The sequence below is a fragment of the Advenella mimigardefordensis DPN7 genome, assembly GCF_000521505.1.
Taxonomy (GTDB): domain Bacteria; phylum Pseudomonadota; class Gammaproteobacteria; order Burkholderiales; family Burkholderiaceae_B; genus Advenella; species Advenella mimigardefordensis.
This window is the reverse complement of sequence record NZ_CP003915.1, coordinates 2877189-2897658: the sequence shown is the minus strand read 5'-3', so window position 1 is coordinate 2897658 and position 20470 is coordinate 2877189. Positions and strand designations below refer to the sequence as shown.

Sequence of the window (20470 nt, the reverse complement as noted above, 5' to 3'; positions counted from 1 at the left end):
GCGCATTGATTTACGCTGGATCGAAAAGACTCGCTCACGTGTGCAATTTTTTATTTGCTGTCGCAGTTAAAACGATAAGCTATCCAGTTGCAGCGCACTCTCATTCAACGGTTCATCCGGAAGATGAATCGCCCCGTCTTTAAGCACGAGTGCTTTCCTGAGCGGACTGGCCATGAGGCCAAGATAGAAAGTTTGTTCGGCGGGGAAAGCATTGAGTTCGTCCGGGCAGCTGGCAGCCCACTGCAGATTGATCAGGGTGCCAAGCGCGCTTTCTGCATATATGCCAACTGTGGTTGTTGCGCCATGTTGAGCAGTCAGCTGGCGGATGCGATAGGCTTCGCCCATGCCGATGCGTCCCGGTTTAGTGCTAAGCGCCAAAGCACCCGCTTGTAAAAAGCGGTCCGCGTCCTGTTCAGTGGTGCAGGCGCGATCAATCAGAATCGGCAAAGGCGACTCGCGCTGCAGGGATTCAAACATTGAGAGCGATTCCAGCGGGCAGGGATCCTCGGCATATTCAACGCCGCAATTGGCCAATCGCTCCAGATAGTGCGGTGTTTCTGCGGGTGTGTAATGACTGTTGGCGTCTACTATATACCGGCAGTGGACGGGCAGCGCGTCATGCAGGGCACGAAGCACAGCAAGGTCGGTCTCAATACCTTGTCCTCCCTTGACTTTAAAACTGTGGATGCCGTGTTGTTCGTATTGTTCCAGCGCTTGCGCCACCATTTTTGCCGGTGATTGTCGGGTCAATGTCCAGGCAACTTCAACTGTGTTCTGTCCCTGTGCATAGCGCCAGTATGGCTGCTGCCGGTCGGCCGCACACAACAATCGGGCTGCCGTCTCGATCATGCCCTTGCCCAGCCGATTTTCGGGGATAGGTGCAAGCGCACGGGCGACTGCCTGATCTTCACTCAGATCGGTATCGGTCAACTGCGGTATCAGAATGTCCTCAAAGGCTGCCTGCAACATGGCGGGCGACACCCCGGACCAGGTGGCTTTGAGGGTGCCTTCGGCATATCCGGCCTGGCCCTGTTCGTTACGCAATGTCAGCAAGGCATACACACCTTCTTCTTCGACCGCATTGGCCCAATGGACGGTGTGAACGTAAGGGATCCGGTAGAAACGCAGCGACCAGTCAGCCAGCTTCATCAGTTAGCCTGGATGCCAGCGGTTTGAATCAATTTCCCCCATATCTGCATTTCCTGTTCGACATGTGTCCGGAATGCTTCGCCGCTGGTGCCAAGCATATCGACACCTTCGGAAGTGAAGGTATCGCTGAAAGCCTTGCTGCGAATGATGTTATTGATGGCGGCGTTCAGTTTCTGAACAATAGGTTTGGGTGTTCCTGCCGGTGCCAAATACCCCCACCAGCCCTGGGCCTCATAGCCGGGTACGGTTTCCTGGATGGTTGGCACATCAGGCAGCGAAGACATCCGATGCTTGCCTGTGGTGGCGAGCGCTTTGACGCGGCCGGGCTGCAAATACGCCATGGAGCCGGGGTAGGTGCCGAAGGTGACCTGAACCTGTCCGCTGGCCACATCATTCAGTCCCTGAGCCAGACCTTTATACGGGACATGCATGATGTCAGCGCCAGTGAGTTCCTTGAACATTTCACCCATCAAATGTGCCGAGCTGCCGTTGCCCGTAGATGCATAGGCATATTTGCCTGGCTCTTTTTTGGCGAGCGCAATAAATTCGGCCACGTTATTTGCCGGCAGTTTTGGCGTGGCGATCATCACATAGGACGAGGTTGCCGCCAGTGTAATGAACTCGAAGCTCTTGAGCGGATCAAACGGGAGTTTCTTCATCAGCGAAGGAAGAATTGAATGAGAGGCGGCGGCTTGCAGCAGCGTGTAGCCATCGGGATTGGCTCTTGCCACAAACTCAGTGCCGATCGCGGTGCCACCGCCAGGTTTGTTTTCCACGATGACAGTCTGCTTGAGCTCCTCACCAAGATATTGCGCCATGCGCCGGGCAAGAATGTCATTGATGGCGCCGGGCGTATACGGGACGATAATGCGAATAGGGCGATTGGGGTAGTTGTCGGCTGCTTGCGCACTTGCCGAGAAAACCACGCCAAGGGTCAGTGCGATGATGGTTAGCGGGCGAATTTTTGTCATATTTTGTCTCCACATCAGAGGGTTTCGTGGTTATTGTGATTCAGTGGGTTTGGTTTCAGTGGGAAACTATATATTTTGTATTTACTGGCATATAGTTTCTTTTTTCAACTATAATTCAGTTGTATTTAACTTTCAACTGCTATTTTTATGGTTTCATAAAGAAACTATAGATGGATGTATAAAGAAACCAATAATTGCAGAGTTCAGATCTCAATCACAAGTGAATATTTATGAATATGCCGAATGCCAGTACGTTCCAAGCCGTCCTTAAAACCGTGACCCGTTATGAAGAAAGCGACGGTCAGCCACAGGCAATTTCCATCGCCTATCAGGTGCAGGGAACAGGGCCGCTGATTGTCATGCTGCCTTCACTGGGCCGCGATGTAGAAGATTTCGAACTTGTGTCAACACTGCTGGCTGACGCGGGCTATCGTGTCGCCTGCCCCAGCCCACGGGGCATTGGGGCAAGCACAGGACCCCTTGATAAATTGACATTGCATGACTTTGCTCGCGATATCGTGTCGGTGATCGAGGCTGAAGGTGGCAAACCAGCTTTTATTGCCGGACATGCATTCGGCAACTGGACGGCGCGGATGGTGGCCGTTGACCGCCCGGATCTTGTTCTTGCGGTTCTTATTCTGGCTGCCGGACCGCGTGTCGTTGCGAAAGGGCCGGGTGCCGGCCTGCCGCATTGCATGGATAAAAGTCTGGATGAGGCTGTGAGACTGGATTGGATTAAAAAAGTGTTTTTTGCAGAAGCGAGCGACGCCTCTGTCTGGCTGGATGGATGGCATCCGGCTGTCGCGGATGCACAGCGAGCTGCCAAGGCCGCGACGCCTGTCGAGCATTGGTGGGGAGCGGGTAACGCCAGCATTCTGGACGTCCGGGCGCTGGAGGATGCCTTTGCACCGCAGGAAGCGGGGTGGCAATTAAGTCAGGATCTGGGAACGCAACGGGTAACCACGGTCTCGATTGCCAATGCCGGTCACGCCTTGCTGCCCGAGCAACCACTTGCGGTTGCCGAGGCGATGAAAGCGTATTTGAGGGATTTTCAGAATTGAGCATTCGGTTGTGTCGGTCATGCGGCGCTAGCGCCAATATATGCTCTGTCCTCCGTCGACAACCAGAACCGACCCGGTAACGAAATGAGATGCCGATGAAGCAAGGTATTGAACGGCACCAATCATTTCCTCGGAATCGGCAATACGTCGTAATGGTACCTTTTCAATACTGACGGGCATGGAGCCAGACTCGGTGGCCGCAGTTGTGAAGGGTGTCCGGGTCGGTCCTGGCGCTACGGCATTAACGCGAATGCCGTATTCTGCCCAGTCAACTGCCATGACGCGTGTCATTTGCACCAGTGCTGCTTTACTGGCGCAATACGCAACGCGGAACGGACTGGTGACTTCAGCCATTTGCGACGCGATATTTATGATGGAGCCGCCACCATGCTCACGCATGATTTTTGCCGCTGCCTGGCAGGCTAATAACGGAGCGGCACAGTTGACATTCAATGTGTGATGCCAATCGTCCAGCGTATGCTCCAGTACACGCTTGTGCACGCGGACACCAGCGTTATTGACCAGAATATCGAGTTGTCCATAATGGGAGAATGTGTCCTGTATTACTGTCGATATGGCTTCTGTGTTTTCAAGATTAAGAGCGAATGACAGTGCCTGTTGATCCAGGTTCTCTATTTCTGACTTAACGTGTGCCAGTGCTTCAGCGTCTTTGTCCATAATAGCGACGTTGGCGCCGGCATTCGCCAGTCCAAGTGCGATTGCGCGACCAATGCCCTGTGCCGCGCCTGTGACAATAGCGACCTTGCCTGCGAGATGAAAGTCTGGGTAGTTCATATTATTGCCTTAGAATAGATTCAATGCACAATGGCTGCGAGTGCAGTTTCAAACATTGCTTCAAATGCATGGCATCGACATTGAGAGCCTGAGAATTGATGCCGTTGGCTTATCAATCCGCGCATAGACTGGGCCAGGCTGATAGCAAACGGGGCCTTCATCTGCGTATCATTAATGCCTTTCACTTCGCCAGGCCAGATAATCGTCAAATGCTTCCTGCTCCGGGAACCGGACTTGATAATCGATATCCGCTCGCAATCTATCAATTGAAAACGGCGGTCGGGGTATCGGCGTCTGACGTCCAACATTAGCCTGTGCCGCGTCTGGTACGACCGCATAGGTAAAATTAGGATGGTGTTTTCGTAGCCGCTCGCACCAGTTGGTGATAGACCAGCGTTGCCCGGTACCGATTTGGTAAACAGGCCGAGCCAGTACCGGGGCATCCAGCAGCAATAGAATGGCATTGGCAACATCGCTTGCGTATACCCAGTCGTCCGGCAGATTTTGGCAGAAGGCAGCGTGGCCGCCGGATTCTGCGAGTGTACTCAGGGCCAAAGGAATGCTTAATGTGTCCCGCACTTTGGTGTCGTACTCCCAGCGTCCGAATACCACGGCCAACCGGGCTACGATCACGTCGAGATCACGCGTGTTGCGATAACGCAAAGCAATTCTTTCGGCAGCATACTTGGTGATGCCATATAAGGTATCGGGGACTGGAATATCGGATTCTTCATTAAGCATGCCTTCTTGTTTGACACTTGCACCGAATACGGAACCGCTGCCGAGTTGCACCACTCGTTTGATTCCGAGTTGGGTTGCGGCTTCAAGTAACGCGATCGTACCACCTATATTAACTTCTGTTATTTGCATGCCCTGCGTTGCTTCACGTGCCAGGCCCGCAGTAATAGCCGCAGCATGAACGATGCGTTCGATCCGATGTTGCTGCAAGACGTCGCGCAGCAGTTGTTCGTCGCGAATGTCGCCTAATACGACATGCAGCTGACCGGGAAGTTTATTGAACAGATTTATTGCTGCCTCTGGCGCAGGTTCAAGACCGAACAGTACGACAGACTCACCTGTGCCTAATAATTTTTCGGCGATATTGAGCCCGACAAAGCCTGCCCCGCCCGTGATAAGTACAGTCATGCGCTTGCTCCTTTGATTTGCAGAGACATGCCGGTAATGCTCTGAGATCCATTGTCTATATTATGTGTTGGCCAGCGGCTGCTATTGGCAGCATGCAGAAAATCACCCAGGATGCGATTGAATTCCTGAGCCGCTTCCAGGTTGATGGTATGTCCGCAGTTGGGGATAACGCTGAGCGCGGCAGAGGGTATGCTCGCTTTCAGCATCAGTGCAGGCGCAAGACACGGCGTGTCTTCGTCACCTGTCATGATCAGAGTGGGGAGAGTAAGCGTGTGTAATCGATCCTTTAATGCATACAGGGAAGGGCGGTCTCGCTGAACGCCCAATTGTGTATTGGCGGAACCCAGCGCGGAATGCTCCGCCAGCTGACTCCTGAACTCTTCGAACCCTCGCGGATCGGCGTTCTTGAATGGTAGGCGTGTCGGGCCGATGGCGTATTTCTCGGCAAATGCCTGTGCGCCTTGTTCAAGCAAAAACGTTGCCGTCAATTGAGATTCATTTTTAAATAGCTCCTGACGTTGAGGCTCTGCGCCGTAACCTGCACCGGCTACACACAGGGAATGCAAGCGGTCGGGATGCTGCAGTCCCATATGCAAAGCGGCGAAACCGCCCATGGACAGTCCGACCACATGCGCCTTGTCAACACTGGCGTGATTCATGACTGCAAGGATGTCAGCTACCGCAATATCCTGGGAATAGGCGTTGACCTCGGTTGGCACCGACGATGGCGGATAGCCGCGTGCATTGAATGTTATGCAGCGGTACCATCTTGAAAAATGCCGTACTTGTTGCTCCCAGCTGCGCAGATCGCCGGCAAACTCGTGGACGAAAATCACCGGCGTACCGCTGCCGGTCTCTTCGTAGTAAAGATCAATGCCGTCATCAGTTCGGGCAATAGTCATTGGTTTCTCCGTTTATTGATAATAATGCTGATGTGCTTTTGGTAAGTAGTTCGTTCAGATCGCGGCCCGGCAACTGATCGGCAAAGAGCTCAAGCTCGATAGGGGTGTCTGGAAAGGATTGTTGCAGTGTGCGTACATATTGACGCCAGGGAATGTGGCCTTCATCCAGCGGCACCCGTCGCGGCAACGGTTGCGCTGGCGTCATGGCAACATCGCATATTTGCAGCAGCCCGACAGGCAGGAAGTTCCCGCTGAGTAGTCGTTCCAGATCAGGATCCCACCAAAGATGGAAAAGGTCGGCATTTAGGGTCAGGCCAGGAATCTGATCAAAAATAGGCGCTAGTTGAGAAAGGCTGTTAAGACAGCTTTTACTGCGTACGTTGAGGTGATGCAGTGGCTCTAGCATCAGATTAACGCCCATATCGGCTGCCGTATGTGCCAAATGCTGCAGTTGTAGCGTCACTTTTTCCCGCGCTTGCTTAAGCGGCATCGTGCTGCTGCCGCCAACAATAACATTCAGTGTCGGCAGGCCAAAGGCGGCAGCCTGCCGAAGAAACCACATATTTAACTCGTCCTGGGCAATCGCCGGCTCACCTTTTTGCAGGAAAAATCCGCAGGAATTGAGTGAGCTGATTCCCAGACCAAAACGCTGTAGCGTCTCCTTTAGTTCGTCATGGGGCTGCGACTGCAATACGCTCTGAGTCAGCCCTACGCCGCGGAATCCGGACTCCGATGCACGGGCAAAAAAATCCGGCGCGGCCATTGTGGGTGGGCACAGATAATGATTTACGTAAAACGGCATTTGACGCGTTGTGTCATCGGTATTAATCATGACTGTCATGGTTTCCTGTTTATAGATAAGGCATTCGCTGTTTCGTTGGATATAACGAATGGCATTCAATAACTGGCGAAGATGTGTTTCAACTGCTCTGGGTCGTTTGTTTGCGACAGAGACAGCGCCAGAAGAATTCGTGCCTTTTGCGGATTCAAATTGTCTGCTGCAACCATGCCCATCGATTGCAGTTGTGCATCGATCATGGCCTTTCCCGATCCGGCCCGAGTCGATAAGACAATAACGACCCCTTTGTGCTGTGCCTCTCGACAGGCACTGGTTTGCGCGGTAGATAGCCTGCCCCCGGCAAACGCTGCAATAACGATCCCTTTGGCCCCCGTGTTGACCAGTGCCCGTATGACTGCACCATCATCGCCTGCATATGCATACGCGATGTCCACCCTGGGCAGTTGTTTCATATCGCGAATGTCAAACTGGCTGTTCGGTCCCCAGCGACGTAAAGGCTGACGATAAAAGGCGACTTCTCCTGCATCGATCTGTCCGATAATACCGAAGTCAGGAGACCGAAAGGCATGCAGTCTTGCGGTAGATGCCTTCGTCACTTCCCGCGCTGCGTGAATTTCATCGTTAAGACAGACGAGCACGCCCATTCCTCGCGTCTGAGCGTGACCGGCTACCCGAACGGCATTCAGTAAATTTAAGGGGGCATCGGACGAGAGGGCACTTAAGGGGCGTTGGGCGCCGACCAGCACGATCGGTATATTGACTTTGCAGGTCAGGTGAAGCATGTAAGCGGTTTCTTCCATCGTTGCGGTTCCGTGCAGAATGACGACGCCATCAACATCCGGCTGTGTGGCAGCTATCTGGTCCACAGTTTGGGTAAGCGCCTTCCATTCCTCGAAAGCAATGGATGTCGATGAGACGGCGCGGAACTTCACTGCCACAATATCGGCAATTGCGTGTACTTGTGGCAATGCTTGCACCAGTTCATCAACATGCATGGTGACCCCGTCTGTCATATAGTTCACCAGGTCCAGCGAACCTTGCGTGCTGCGCGTACTGATCGTGCCGCCGGCGCCGATAAGGGCTATTTTCGGTTTCGCCGCTACTTCCGATGGTTCAGGCTGTTGACCTATCGGGCTTATTGCATTGACAATATTGATATCACTATTTTTTTGCATGGTGTTACTAGACATTTCTTTTGTTTTTTAAAAAGAGCGGTTCAGAGTGCTTTTATGATCGATAGCATCGTTAATGTAAGCTGGAAGCCACTTTTTGCATGCCATATTTTTTTGAGCTTCGCTCAAGAATTTGCACGACGATGACGGCAGCCAGCGAGGCGATGCCAAATACCACAAAAGACATTCCCAGGCTTCCAACGGGACTGATCAAACCAACGATCATTGGGCCCGCTACAGCACCAATGCGACCAATTCCGGTGACCAGCCCCATGCCTGTTCCGCGAATCGCAGTCTTGAACTGATTAGGGGTGTAGGAATACGCTGAGATGGTTGTAAAGCCGTATCCGGCTGCTGCCAGCCAGCCAAAAATAAGCATAGGCACCATATCTGTTGAAAGGCCAAAACAGATCAGCGAGATGCCATACTCCAGAAAGGATAGGGTCAAAAACAGCTTGGGACTGAGTTTTCCGGTGCCGAAGGAGGCAATCAGATAGCCGGCAATCATTCCGGTAAACAGGATAGAGGTCAGGCCATAACTTGAGCTGGCTGATACACCACCGTTAGCTTGAGCAATGGCGGTAGGAATCCAGCTTGCAAAGCCGTACTGGCACAGAAACATGAGAATCCAGAACACCATCAGTAAAGCAGTTCTGCCGGTGAAGAGATCTCCACCTGTCGGCTCTGTTTGCGCGTTATTGACGCTGCTTGTATCGTCTATTTTTTCAATGGAACCATTTTCAATAATTTTCAGCGCGGCCTCGGTGCCTGCAGTGTTGCCTTTGCGTGCAAGAAACATGGGCGATTCAGGTAGCGAGCGTCTGGCCCAGATGGCAAAGAAGACTGGAATAATCAAGGACCAGAACAGGCCACGCCAGCCAAGGACGGGTACCACAAATAGTCCAATCAGGGGAATAAGGGCGAAGGCATACGAAAAGAAAGCAGAAGTTAGTCCAATGAGCCGGTCCCTATAGCGCTTTGGACTCACCTCATTGATATAGGTGGAGATAATGGGAAATTCGCCACCCATGCCAATACCCTGGATAAAACGCAGAACCAAAATCGTCCAGAAATCATGCGAGAAGCCAACCAGTACGGCCGCTGCACTAAACAGAACAATATTGGCAATCAGCAGGGTCCGGCGGCCAAACATGTCGCTGAGCTTACCGGTTACAATAGCGCCCACGATGAAGCCTGCAAACGTACTGCTGACAATCACCCCACCTTCTGCGCGCGTGATATCCAGATCAGTCAGTATCAACGGCAGAACTAACCCTAATGCAGCAACGTTCATAGCGTCGGCCATCCAGCCGAGGCCACTGGCTACCCATAGCTTGTTGAAGAAAGGACCCCATCCTCGATTATCCAGGCGGCGACGAACCTCTGATTCATTCATAACTTTATCCTTGAAAGGAGTGATATATTCTGATTGTTTAACGACAAATAATAAATAATTAACAAATTAAGAATTAATGTCGTCAATTTTATTTAAAGTGTCGACACTTTTGGATAGGTGTAAACCCTTTACTGTGTTTAAAAGATAAGGAAATCTGTGAAGTGAAATCAGAGCAACAGGATGATTCATCCAAAACCACGATCCCGATGCGTATCGCCGAAGAACTTCGCCATTTGATCTATGCAGGGCAAATCAAGCCGGGCGAGCGTTTGAACGAAGCGGTGCTGGCGCAGCGGATGGGAACTAGTCGCAGTACGATCCGTGAGGCGATTCGTTCTTTGCTGGGTTTTGGTTTGGTGACTGCGGTTCCTAATCGTGGGGCTTATGTACGCCAGCTATCGGTGAGGGAGATGGTCGAGATTTCGGATCTCAGGGCATTGGTTTTCGGGTTTGCAGCAGGTTTGGCTGCGGAACATCGCTCCGCCAGTGAGAGCGAACTACTCAGGGATATAGTCGAGCAAATGGATCAGGCCGCTGAGGCTGGAGACATGGATGGTTATTACCATTTGAATCTGTCATTTCATGCGCACATAGTCGGATTGGCGCGCAGTGAACGGACCGAACGGCTGTATAACGATTTCGTTAAGGAATTGCATCTGTTTCGCAGGCAAAATTTCGATAACGTAGGTAATATGCGCCGCTCCAATGCCGAACATCGCAGTATTTATGAAGCGATTGCGAAAGGGGACAAGACGGGAGCAACACGGTGCGCAGAACAGCACATATTGGCAGGGTGCCAGCGGATGCTGCGCACTATGGATGGCGCCGTGTAGGTAAGCAATCTGATCCTGTTCTGGCGGCAGGATCATTCATATTTTCTGTTAAATGTTGACTGCAACGCGTCCAGGAACACGTTGACTCGTGTGGGTACATAGCGACGGGTGGGTGTGACCGCCCATACGGCTAACTCTTCCATTGATGCGTCCTGTAGGTCAACGCGTATGAGTGAACCATCTTCCAGCTGTTCGCTGACATCCCAGTAGGTAAGCATCGCCAGCCCCAGGCCCTGGATGGCTGCGTCCCGTACAGCCTGGATACTGCTCGTCATGAATCGGCCGCGCATTCGTCGATACTGCATGATGCCATCAATCAGGAACGGCCAGCGTGGAATGGTTTGGAGCAGGATACAGTAATGCGAATCCAGATCAGACAATATTGCAGGGTGCCCATATCGTTGCAGATAATCGGGCGCTGCGCATATGATCCTTGGATTGATTGTCAGTTTTTTTGCAACCAGTTCTGAATCGACCAGTGGCGCAAGCCGTAGCGCCAGGTCCAGGCCCTGTCCGACGATATCGATGACCCGATCTGAAAGATCCAGATCAATGTGCATCTCGGGATGTTGTTCAAGCAGGCCGGGCAACAGGGGAAGCACAATCGACTGCCCGAAAATACTCGGTGCCGTCATTCGCAATACGCCTGTCGCACCGGTCTGCGAAGGGGATAGCGTGCCACGCGCGCTTTCTTCCGCATCTACCATGGTGTTGGCATACGGCAGGAATGCATGGCCTTCGGCTGTTAATGAAACAGATCGGGTACTGCGGTGAAACAGGCGAACACCCAAGTCTGCTTCCAGCGCAGTAAGGCGTCGGGACACCTGCATCGGGGTCAAATCCAGCTGACGTCCGGCTGCGGATAAACTGCCAGCCGAAGCCACGGACAAAAATATCTGTATATCCGAAATTTGCACTTTATATCAATTTCCGTTAAGGCGCCTTCGCTGTTTGTCATATTGGAAGATTGCTTGCTTGCGCTTATTATTTCTGGGTGATGAGCTCAAATTCAATGTTTTTGCCGGATAGTTAGGTTTTTATTTATGTTTCCGTATACGGGGATGTTCGGCGTATTTTATCTTATATTGATATTAATTGCATGAGGTGGGACACAGCCGGGTATCTCGTTTCGGTCTGGGTAATGTGAACATTGATGCTGAAAAATGTTATTTAGCTATCCCTCTGGGCATTTTGACGCATCTGCCATGGAGTGCACTGAGGTTGATATATAAGCTTGCACAAATACTCTTTCGTAAATAGCTGGTTTGTATGTTGCGCTGGCGCACGTGCAGCAGCACTAATCAATTGAATGCAGGAAAAAATGACAAGATCTTTATTTGACACCGTGGCATTAGGTAAGCTCCTTCTGAGCAATCGCGTAGGCGTGGCGCCAATGACACGAATCAGCGCTACCTCTGACGGGCTGGCCACTGATCAGATGGCGGCATACTACGCGTCATTTGCGCGAGGTGGTTTTGGGGTGATTATCACCGAGGGTTTGTATACGGATGATAAGCATAGTCCTGGCTACCTGTATCAGCCTGGCATCATTAACGATGCGCAAGAACGATCATGGCGCAAGGTCGTGGATGTAGTTCATCAGGAAGGTGCAAAAATAATTGCACAGATCATGCATGCTGGTGCTTTGGTGCATGGCAATCCGTTTGATAAGGATTCAATTGCGCCGTCTGCCATTCAGCCCAAAGGTAGGAGAAGCGCAAGCTATGGGGGGGCAGGAGCATATCCTGTCCCTCGCGCTGCAACTAAAGAAGAAATTACAGAGGTGATAAGTGGTTTTGTCGATGCTGCCAGGCGGGCCAGGTCAGCCGGATTTGACGGTATTGAAATTCACGGAGCCAATGGCTATTTATTAGATCAGTTCCTTACTGATTACACGAATCAGCGCACGGATAACTATGGGGGCTCCACCGAAAACCGCGTTCGTCTTTTGGTGGAAGTGTGCAGGGCCGTCCGGGCAGCAGTGAAAGACGACTTTACCGTTGGTATCCGAATTTCTCAGGCAAAAGTGAATGATTTTGAGCACAAATGGGCTGGAGCGGAGCGCGATGCAGCGATCATTTTTGGTCAATTAGCGGGGGCGGGACTTGATTTTATTCATTTGACCGAGCATGAGGCCTGGCAGCCGGCGTTTGATGGGGGCGGTGGCGCTTCGCTGGCAGCACTGGCGAAGATGTACTTGAAGATCCCGCTTATCGTTAACGGAGGTTTGGGCGATCCTGTGCGAGCGGCAGACATGATTCAAGGCGGGCAGGCGGATATCATTTCCCTTGGAAAAGCGGCGCTGGCCAATCGTGATTGGATCAGGAAGGTGATGCATGAACAGCTCCTGGAGGCGTTTGATGCGGAGCGCGTACTGCAGCCGGATGCAAAAATTAAGACATTTGAAATCTGACTTGCCACTTGTATTGCACGTTGGTTTTAATTAGGCACCCATTGCCGACAACTTCCCCAATGTAGCAACAGCCGCTTCAGTTCTGTCATCCCAGGAATGTCCATAATTGAGTCTCAGGCAGTTCTGGAAAGATTGCTTCGCGGAAAAAATCGGACCCGGGGCGACGCTGATGCCCAGTGACAGGGCATGTTGGTGAATATGCAGCGCGTTTGCGTTCAATGGCAATTCGACCCACAGGAAATACCCCCCCTTTGGCCGGGTTGCGCGCGTGCCAGGCGGGAAGTAGTGTCCAATCGCCTGGGCAAATTGCGTCTGTTGCGTTTGCAGAGTTTTGCGAAGGTGTCTCAGGTGTTTGTCGTATCCGCCTTTTTCCAGGTAGTGAGCGATCGCTATCTGGGTGGGAATCGGGCAGGCCAGCGTCGTCGTAAGCTTGCGACGGGTAATGGCGCGGGTATAGCGTTCCGCGACAACCCAGCCGATTCGATAACCTGGTGCCAGCGTTTTTGAAAACGACGAGCAGTGCATCACGATGCCACTGTTGTCAAAACGCTTGGTGAGTGCGGGTCGATGTGAATCGAAATACAGTTCGTTATAGACGTCGTCTTCAATGAGTGGGATGTTGTAGCGGGTAAGCAGTTCGACGAGTGCCTGTTTTTTTTCATCTGACATCAGGCTGCCCAGCGGATTCTGAAAAGTGGTCATCAGGCAGCAGGCTTTGGGTTGATGTCGCTTGATCGCCTGCTCCAGCGCGTCCAATTGTATGCCTTCGCGCGGATGCGTCGGCACCTCTACCGCTTCCAGGTGATGGGTTTCCAGCGCCTGCAATGCTGCATAGAATGTTGGGGTTTCAATCAGAATTTTATCGCCGGGCTGCGTCATTACGCCAAGACAAAGGTTCAGTGCTTCAAGTGCGCCATTGGTAATGACAATGTCGTCGGTATCCACATGCACACCGCTGGCCAGATAGCGCAAGGCGATCTGGCGGCGCAGGCCCGTGTGACCAGGCGCCAGCTCATCGAGGATGGTCAGCGGGTCAAGATGCCGTGTCGCACTGCTGATGGACTGGCTCAGTCGATCATGCGGAAACAGCAGCGGACTGGGAAATGCCGACCCTAATTGAACGACATCGCGCCTCATGGTTGATTCCAGAACCTCGAAAACCAGATCATTGATAGTCACAGATGCGGCGTCTTCGGTTGGCTGTGAAGGCGTATCCGCTTCGGGGGGCAGGGCGCGGGCGCCATGCGCGACGTAGTAGCCGGAGCGGTCACGTGCGCGCACCAGACCCTGCGCTTCAAGCAGGTAATACGCCTGAAATACGGTAGAGGCGCTGACGCCTCGATGTGCGGTCGCCTCGCGCACCGAGGGCAGTTTCTCTCCGGCGCGCAGCACACCCGAATAGATAGACGCCGCGATGTCGGCGGCCAGCGTTTCATATAATTTCATGCATGTCCTTCTTCAGGGATGAAGCACCAGCATCGGTGAGAGGTATCGTCAAACTGATACGTATTTTTAAGACTTTAAATAAAAATTTAAATCTGATATTTTTGAGGAATTTTCTAGACTAGGACAATTTGTCATACCTAAAAAATACGGGTATCACTGCTATTGCTGTCTATTTGCATCAAAAAGTAACTGATATGGTGGTTTATTCAATATTTGAATATTTAATATGTGATATCAGAATATTACCATACAGCCTTTTGATCCGATTGTCGGCATTCATTCCGATGCCTTGAAACTCAAGGAAGCCCATGAACCCCACAGCCTTGTTACTGGCTACTTTTATTTTGTCCATTGTCGGACTCTTTGCCTTTATCTGGTCCCTGCGAAAGGGCCTTTTTGAAGCGGAATCCAGTGGCGCGCGTACTATTTTTTCTACCGGAGAAATCGGGCATCCCGAAGAGCCGGCGGCAGACCCCAGTCAACGGAGTGCCCTGAACGAAGTGTCCCGCACCAATCTGGAAGCGGATGGGACCCAAACCTCCCAGGCTGAACTGGCTGCACGCGAAGTGGCTGACCGTTCCAGTGCGTTGCCTGCTTTTGTGTTGATTGGCTGTGCGGTGGTCTGGCTGGTGGTGGCGTCGTTCGCTGGTTTACTCGGCTCGCTCAAACTGCACTGGCCGGACCTGCTTACTGACTATGCCTGGCTTAGTTTCGGCCGCCTGCGCACCATGCATTTGAACGGTGTCGCGTACGGCTGGGCGCCCCTCGGACTGCTGGGTATCGCCATCTGGATGCTGCCACGGTTATTGCGAACGCAATTGCTGGGCGGGCGTCTGGTGGTGTTTGGTGCGCTGTTGTGGAACGCGGCTCTGATAGCGGGTATGGGTGGTCTGGCTATCGGCATCAACGCCGGTATGGAATGGCTGGAAATCCCCTGGCAGATCGGGGTGCTGTTCGCCATCGGTGGCATGCTGGTTGGCCTGCCAATGGCGCTGATGCTCACGCGCCGTAAAGTGAATCACCTGTATGTATCGGTGTGGTATATGGGGGCGGCGCTGTTCTGGTTCCCAACACTTTATATCGTCGCCAAGGTACCTGGTGTGCACTTCGGTGTGGAGCAGGCCACGATGAACTGGTGGTTTGGCCATAATGTATTGGGCTTGTTCTATACGCCGCTGTCGCTGGCTGCCGTTTACTATTTCCTGCCCAAAGTTATTGGCCGGCCGGTGCGTTCGTACAATCTGTCTCTGCTGGGTTTCTGGACCCTGGCTTTTTTCTACGGGCAGGTGGGCGCGCATCACCTGATCGGCGGACCGATTCCTGAGTGGCTGATTACGCTGTCTATTGTACAAAGCGTGATGATGATCATCCCGGTTCTGGCTTTCTCAGTCAACCAGCATATGACGTTGAAGGGACACTTCAGCGCTCTGCGTCACTCGCCGGTGCTGCGCTTTATCTTTTTTGGTGCCGTGATGTATACGCTGGCATCGGTACAGGGTTCGTTTCAGGCATTGCGTACGGTGAATGCCACGACGCACTTCACCCACTTTACGGTGGCGCATGCACACTTGGGCATGTATGGCTTTGTGTCAATGGTGATTTTTGGCGGCGTGTATTTTGTTATGCCGCGCATTCTGAATACGGCCTGGCCTAAGCCCAGTCTGATCGCCTGGCATTTCTGGCTGGTGGTGGCCGGATTTGCAGTCTACATGATCACGCTGAGCATCGGTGGTGTACTGCAGGGACTCGTTTTGCTGAATCCTGCACGTGAATTTATGGAATCGGTGGCCGTCACCATGCCATGGTTGCAGGGCAGGTCTATCGGCGGTGCGCTGATGACACTGGGACATCTGGTGTTTGCACTGCATGTCTTTATGATCATCGTGCGTTCCGGGGCTTTCTCTCTGACTGAGCGTAATACCCCTGCGACAACAGCCGCTAACCCTTCACTGACATAAACATAGAATGGAAAACGAACTTAAATTACTTGTGGGTGCAATGGTAACGCTGTCGCTGGCAACGTCGGCCCTCATCGTCGTACCCTTTCTGCAGCTTAAAGATGAACCGGCGCCGGCCGAACTCAAACCTTACACCAGTCAGGAGTTGCGAGGGCGCCAGCTGTATCGCGCCCATGCTTGTATCGCCTGTCATACCCAGCAGCCCAGCACCACCGGTGCCGGCATCGCTGATGCCAGTCGCGGCTGGGGGCGGGCTTCGGTGGCGGGGGACTATCATTATGATGATCCGCCGCTGCTGGGTACCATGCGCACCGGGCCAGACCTGTTCAATATCGGCGTGCGCCAGCCCAGTGTGGACTGGCATCTGGGCCACCTGTTTCAGCCGCGCGCCTATACGCGAGGCAGCAATATGCCCGCCTATCCGTTCATGTTCGAGGTTAGAGACCCCGATGACGTAGCGGATGGCGAGAAAATTGTACACCTGCCTTCCGGCACCGTTGAACACGGCAAGGTGGTGGTGGCCAAGCCCGAAGCGCTTGACCTGGTGGCGTATCTGATCAGCCTGAAGCGCATTTATCCGGTTCTGTCCACAGAGCAGGCCAATACGCTGTCGCAGTCGGATGCAGTCATGGAGAAGGAGCCGGTGCAATGAATATAAAAAACAGACGCGGACCTCCGAGAACGCAGATCCGCATGAGCTGAACAATCCCGTGCCGCGCGTATTGCTGGGTTTGATTGCAGCACTGGTGGTCTGGGCCGTGTATTATATTTTATCCGCGAATCCCAACAGTGTCGCCGGACTGGGAGATAGGCGCGATCCCGGCACGCTGGTGGCGGCAGCGCCTTCGGAAAACAGCGCCATTGATGGCAAGCAATTGTTCACAACGGCCTGCCAATCCTGTCACCAGGCCAGCGGTCAGGGATTGCCCGGCGTCTTTCCGCCGCTGGCGGGCGCCGAATGGGTAAAGGGTGATCCGGCTGTGCTGGCGCAGATCGTACTGCACGGAGTGAGCGGGCCCATCAAGGTAGCGGGCACGCAATATAACAGCATGATGCCGCCCTTTGGTCAACAGTTCAGCGATGCAGAACTGGCGGCCGTGCTGAGTTATATCCGTGATGCCTGGGGCAATGGCGCCGCTGCTATTGAGGTGGCAGCGATTCAGGCTGCCCGTGAAGCGACTAAAGACAAAACAACGCCGTGGGCCGGCGAAGAGGAATTGCGTAAAGTTCTTATGACTTCGGCCGCACAGTAATGATAAAAAGATCTGAGGCGCGTTCTGCGATTGCATTTGTCATTGTGGTGCTGCTGGGGCTGGCCGCATTCGCAGCGGTGACAGCGGGTTTTGCAGCGGTCACCTCCGATGGGGTACGGCGCGTGCAACTACAACACAATCCCAGAACGCTCCCTGATCTGCCTTTGGTTGACTCGCGCGGCACGCCGTCTTCACTGCGTGATTATGGAAAGGCCTCAGAGAAGGTGACCTTTGTCACGCTGGTTTACCTGCAATGTCAATCGATTTGTCGAACCAGTATTGCAGGCCAGTCGTGGATGCAGCATGCGATTTACGCACGCGGTCTTCAAGACCAGGTAAGGTTGCTCACCTTAAGCTTCGATCCGCTCAACGATAGCCCGCAGGTCATGGCCGAGCACGCCAAACGCATGGGTGTGAATGCCGATTTGTGGCGTTTTGCGACGGTGCGCAATCAAGCCGATCTGAATCGTATGCTGGCATTGTTCAATATTATTGTTTTGCCGGATGGCCTGGGCGACTATTCGCATAACGCGGCCCTGTTTTTGATTGATGAACAGGGGCGGCTTGCCAGGGCATACGATATCGATCGCCCCGATCTGGCATTGGCAGACTATCTGGCCAATAGCAAAGGAAAGGGCAAATGACGCGGCGATTGCCTGATAAAAACACGTTCAGAGGTGTGATTCGTCACTGGACGCTACCCGGCTTGCTTTGCGTAGGGTTGGCGCTGTTTCAGCCGCAGCTTGAGCAGTCGATGGTTCTGCACATGGGAGTGGAAATCCCCTTGCTGTTTGTTCTGGGGTGGCTGGCCGCCAACGCTTGCGGCCCGCGTTTGGTGCAAAAGCTGGCGCCGTGGAATATGGCGGGTGTGTCGGGGCTCACGTTTGCGCTTATCACTGTATCACTCTGGATGGTGCCATCAGCGCTGGATTATGCAGTCTTGTCAGCACCGGTAGCAATTGCCAAAGTCGCCAGCCTGATAGCCGCCGGCATGGCGGCCGGGCTATCGTGGAAGCCGGCAGGATTCATTGTGCAGGCATTTTTCACCATGAATGGTTTCTGGATGACATTTGTGATCGGCCTGCTTTATCGCGAGGCGCCGCAGCAATTGTGTAGTGTTTATCTGGAAGATGAACAGGCTCGTGCCGGTACCGCCATTATGGCGTGGGCGGTATTGGCATTGTTGCTTTGGGTGCCGGGTGTGCTCAGCAAATTACGCGATTGAACGTGCGTGAATACTGTCGCTCTTATGACGCAGTTGACGGAAGGGCGCGGACAGCGGCGGCCAGCTCGGCGATATATTCATCGCAAATGTCATGTTTGGTCAGGTATGCTTCCAGCGGCATGAGATAGTCGCGATTGCTGCCCAAGTGACCGGTGGCACAGGCGATAACCGGCGAGATGGTGGCAACGGAGGCGTCGGTCTCATATAAGGGATGCGTGGTATCGGCCACGAAGGTGAGGGTCTGGATGGTTTGGCCGTCGGGCAACTGTGCGCCGGTCCAGATAGGGCGATACAAGCCGTGCACCATTTCCCGAACCCACAACAGCCACAGTTCGTCCTGCAGTTTGTCTTCGCTGAGTCTGTACACCACGCCTTCAGTCTGACCGCCTGCGTTAAGTGCCAGCATCCGACCCGGTTGTTTGCGACAGGCTCGACCATCCAGCAGGCGAATACAAAAGCTGCGGTGCCAGCCGGGGAGGGTGGCCGGCTGTCTTTCAGCATAATCAAGCAGCGGATTCCAGATGAGTGATCCGTAAGCAAAGACCCATACGGGTGTTCCCTGTTCACGCCGGGCCAGTGTGTCCCGCATGGATGCCTGAATCTGCCCGACAGACCAGCGCGGCTGTTCGGGCAAATCCTGGAACGAGTCCAGATAAGCGCCGCTGCGAATCAGTTCTCGGGTAAGCATAGTGACGGTGTTCCTTATGTGTCGCCGTTTGCTGCCTGCAACAAGCGATCTGACGGCGAGAATCGCGGGCTTAGTGCGCGATCCTTTCTGCTGGGCGGCGATTGTGTCACCACCTGTTACTGCGACTAGCATACCCTATGGCAGCCGCTGAGGTGGCAAATACCCATATGCGTAGTGAGACCATTGGGATCTCAGTGACGACGATCACGCTTGGATGCGTCACACCGATTCTGTCATGCCTCAGGCGCGCCCGCCGGTTTTATTCAGGTGAACGGTTTTCAGGTACTGGATCTGCCGCCGGATAAACGTCTCTGACACACGCGAGCCAGGCGAGCGCTGCGCGTGACAGGTAGCCGCTGCGCCAGCTCAGGCCAACGCCCCAACTGACGTCCGGGTCGGACAAAGGACAACTGGCGATCACCTGCGGGTCGAATTTGGCCGCGACATGTTCCAGCAAAACGCCGATACCTACGCCGGCCGCAACCAGATCGCCGATGAAATCCCAGTAACGGGTTTGCAGTCGCACCAGCGGGCTGAAACCGGCAGCGGCGCAACGCGCCAGTACGGTCTGGTGCAGCACAAAATCCGAGGTGTACAGCACCAGTGGCTGATTTTGCAGTTCACGCCAGCTCATGGTGCCGGCACCGTTTAGCGAGTGTTGCGCGGGGAAGACGGCGCACACCTTTAGATGAGCGATGGCGTACCGCTCAAGCTGTGGCTCGGGTTCAGACTGCAGGATGCCGACAGACATGTCCAGGTCGCCATCAAGTATGGACTGGTGCAGGGCATGTGCGCCCTGTTCAAGCAATTGCAGCTCCACGCCAGGATACTGGTGCTGGAACAGGGCGATCACCGGTGCCATGTAGTGCCCGAGCGTGGGGGCGATGCCGATAGTGAGCGTGCCACGCGTGATGCCATCGACTTCAGCCACTTCCTGTCGCAATTGTTGGGCCTGATTCAGCATTTTTTGACCGTGGTTATACACCACCTGTCCGGCGTCAGTGAGCTGGATACTGCGTCCATTGCGAACCAGCAGCGGCCCGCCGAATTCTTCTTCCAGTGCTCGAACCATTTTGCTGATGGTGGGCTGGGTCACATGCAGCGCTTCTGCAGCCCGCGTGAAATTATTCTGACGTACAACTTCGACGAAGTAGCTTAGGGCGCGCAGATCCATTGGTATTCCCTTTGCGAATCAAAATTATAAAAATAATTCATTTTACGAATTACAGGGTAAACCCTAAAATACATGTAAGTCAACTCCAT

20 protein-coding genes are annotated in these 20470 nt (G+C 53.4%); 8 read left to right on the top strand and 12 right to left on the bottom strand.

Annotated elements, in window-relative coordinates:
* Positions 1-66 precede the first annotated feature (66 nt).
* Both MIM_RS13355 and MIM_RS13350 read right to left on the bottom strand, forming a co-directional pair.
* Entirely contained in the window at positions 67-1149 is a 1083-nt protein-coding gene (locus MIM_RS13355) for a mandelate racemase/muconate lactonizing enzyme family protein (protein WP_025373258.1), read from the bottom strand.
* On the bottom strand, positions 1149-2120 hold the full coding sequence (locus tag MIM_RS13350) for a tripartite tricarboxylate transporter substrate binding protein (protein WP_025373257.1): 972 nt from the start codon (positions 2118-2120) through the stop codon (positions 1149-1151). The genes MIM_RS13355 and MIM_RS13350 overlap by 1 nt, the downstream gene beginning before the upstream one ends.
* 230 nt (positions 2121-2350) lie before the next feature.
* Between MIM_RS13350 and MIM_RS13345 the strand changes: the two genes are divergently transcribed.
* The gene (locus MIM_RS13345) at positions 2351-3181 is read left to right on the top strand and encodes an alpha/beta fold hydrolase (protein WP_025373256.1); all 831 of its coding nucleotides are present in this window, start codon (positions 2351-2353) and stop codon (positions 3179-3181) included.
* Positions 3182-3208: 27 nt separating this feature from the next.
* Here the strand turns inward: MIM_RS13345 and MIM_RS13340 are convergent, their stop codons facing one another.
* From MIM_RS13340 to MIM_RS13315, 6 genes are all read right to left on the bottom strand, one after another.
* Positions 3209-3976: an SDR family NAD(P)-dependent oxidoreductase gene (locus MIM_RS13340; RefSeq protein WP_025373255.1), complete on the bottom strand. Its 768-nt coding sequence runs from the start codon at positions 3974-3976 to the stop codon at positions 3209-3211.
* Positions 3977-4147: 171 nt separating this feature from the next.
* On the bottom strand, positions 4148-5122 hold the full coding sequence (locus MIM_RS13335; protein WP_025373254.1) for an NAD-dependent epimerase/dehydratase family protein: 975 nt from the start codon (positions 5120-5122) through the stop codon (positions 4148-4150).
* Positions 5119-6024 carry an alpha/beta fold hydrolase gene (locus MIM_RS13330; protein WP_025373253.1) on the bottom strand — a complete coding sequence of 302 codons (906 nt, stop codon included), beginning with the start codon at positions 6022-6024 and terminating at the stop codon, positions 5119-5121. Before MIM_RS13330 ends, MIM_RS13335 begins: the two co-directional genes overlap by 4 nt.
* Positions 6005-6865: a sugar phosphate isomerase/epimerase family protein gene (locus tag MIM_RS13325; protein WP_025373252.1), complete on the bottom strand. Its 861-nt coding sequence runs from the start codon at positions 6863-6865 to the stop codon at positions 6005-6007. The genes MIM_RS13330 and MIM_RS13325 overlap by 20 nt, the downstream gene beginning before the upstream one ends.
* A 56-nt stretch (positions 6866-6921) precedes the next feature.
* Positions 6922-7998, bottom strand: coding sequence for an asparaginase (locus MIM_RS13320; RefSeq protein WP_025373251.1), 1077 nt, complete (start codon positions 7996-7998; stop codon positions 6922-6924).
* Positions 7999-8068: 70 nt separating this feature from the next.
* Positions 8069-9391, bottom strand: a complete 1323-nt coding sequence (locus MIM_RS13315) for an MFS transporter (protein ID WP_025373250.1) — start codon at positions 9389-9391, stop codon at positions 8069-8071.
* A gap of 161 nt (positions 9392-9552) precedes the next feature.
* Here MIM_RS13315 and MIM_RS13310 point away from each other — a divergent pair, with 161 nt between their 5' ends.
* Positions 9553-10224, top strand: coding sequence for a GntR family transcriptional regulator (locus tag MIM_RS13310; protein ID WP_025373249.1), 672 nt, complete (start codon positions 9553-9555; stop codon positions 10222-10224).
* A gap of 32 nt (positions 10225-10256) precedes the next feature.
* Here MIM_RS13310 and MIM_RS13305 read toward each other — a convergent pair whose 3' ends face one another.
* On the bottom strand, positions 10257-11141 hold the full coding sequence (locus tag MIM_RS13305; RefSeq protein ID WP_025373248.1) for a LysR family transcriptional regulator: 885 nt from the start codon (positions 11139-11141) through the stop codon (positions 10257-10259).
* A gap of 404 nt (positions 11142-11545) precedes the next feature.
* Between MIM_RS13305 and MIM_RS13300 the strand changes: the two genes are divergently transcribed.
* Positions 11546-12637: an NADH:flavin oxidoreductase gene (locus MIM_RS13300; RefSeq protein ID WP_025373247.1), complete on the top strand. Its 1092-nt coding sequence runs from the start codon at positions 11546-11548 to the stop codon at positions 12635-12637.
* Positions 12638-12667: 30 nt separating this feature from the next.
* Here the strand turns inward: MIM_RS13300 and MIM_RS13295 are convergent, their stop codons facing one another.
* Complete coding sequence (locus MIM_RS13295; protein WP_025373246.1) at positions 12668-14083, bottom strand: aminotransferase-like domain-containing protein; 1416 nt, start codon at positions 14081-14083, stop codon at positions 12668-12670.
* A 308-nt stretch (positions 14084-14391) separates the two neighbouring features.
* Here MIM_RS13295 and MIM_RS13290 point away from each other — a divergent pair, with 308 nt between their 5' ends.
* The 5 genes from MIM_RS13290 to MIM_RS13270 are packed head-to-tail and all read left to right on the top strand — an operon-like array spanning position 14392 to position 18519.
* Positions 14392-16041: a cbb3-type cytochrome c oxidase subunit I gene (locus tag MIM_RS13290; RefSeq protein WP_025373245.1), complete on the top strand. Its 1650-nt coding sequence runs from the start codon at positions 14392-14394 to the stop codon at positions 16039-16041.
* A 7-nt stretch (positions 16042-16048) separates the two neighbouring features.
* Positions 16049-16693 carry a cbb3-type cytochrome c oxidase subunit II gene (locus tag MIM_RS13285; RefSeq protein WP_025373244.1) on the top strand — a complete coding sequence of 215 codons (645 nt, stop codon included), beginning with the start codon at positions 16049-16051 and terminating at the stop codon, positions 16691-16693.
* A 58-nt stretch (positions 16694-16751) separates the two neighbouring features.
* Positions 16752-17294, top strand: coding sequence for a c-type cytochrome (locus tag MIM_RS13280; RefSeq protein ID WP_322786655.1), 543 nt, complete (start codon positions 16752-16754; stop codon positions 17292-17294).
* Complete coding sequence (locus MIM_RS13275) at positions 17294-17938, top strand: SCO family protein (protein ID WP_042070319.1); 645 nt, start codon at positions 17294-17296, stop codon at positions 17936-17938. The genes MIM_RS13280 and MIM_RS13275 overlap by 1 nt, the downstream gene beginning before the upstream one ends.
* On the top strand, positions 17935-18519 hold the full coding sequence (locus MIM_RS13270) for a hypothetical protein (protein ID WP_025373241.1): 585 nt from the start codon (positions 17935-17937) through the stop codon (positions 18517-18519). Before MIM_RS13275 ends, MIM_RS13270 begins: the two co-directional genes overlap by 4 nt.
* 22 nt (positions 18520-18541) lie before the next feature.
* Here the strand turns inward: MIM_RS13270 and MIM_RS13265 are convergent, their stop codons facing one another.
* Positions 18542-19207: a gamma-glutamylcyclotransferase gene (locus MIM_RS13265; RefSeq protein ID WP_025373240.1), complete on the bottom strand. Its 666-nt coding sequence runs from the start codon at positions 19205-19207 to the stop codon at positions 18542-18544.
* A 259-nt stretch (positions 19208-19466) separates the two neighbouring features.
* Positions 19467-20381: a LysR family transcriptional regulator gene (locus MIM_RS13260; protein WP_025373239.1), complete on the bottom strand. Its 915-nt coding sequence runs from the start codon at positions 20379-20381 to the stop codon at positions 19467-19469.
* Between the last annotated feature and the right edge of the window lie 89 nt (positions 20382-20470).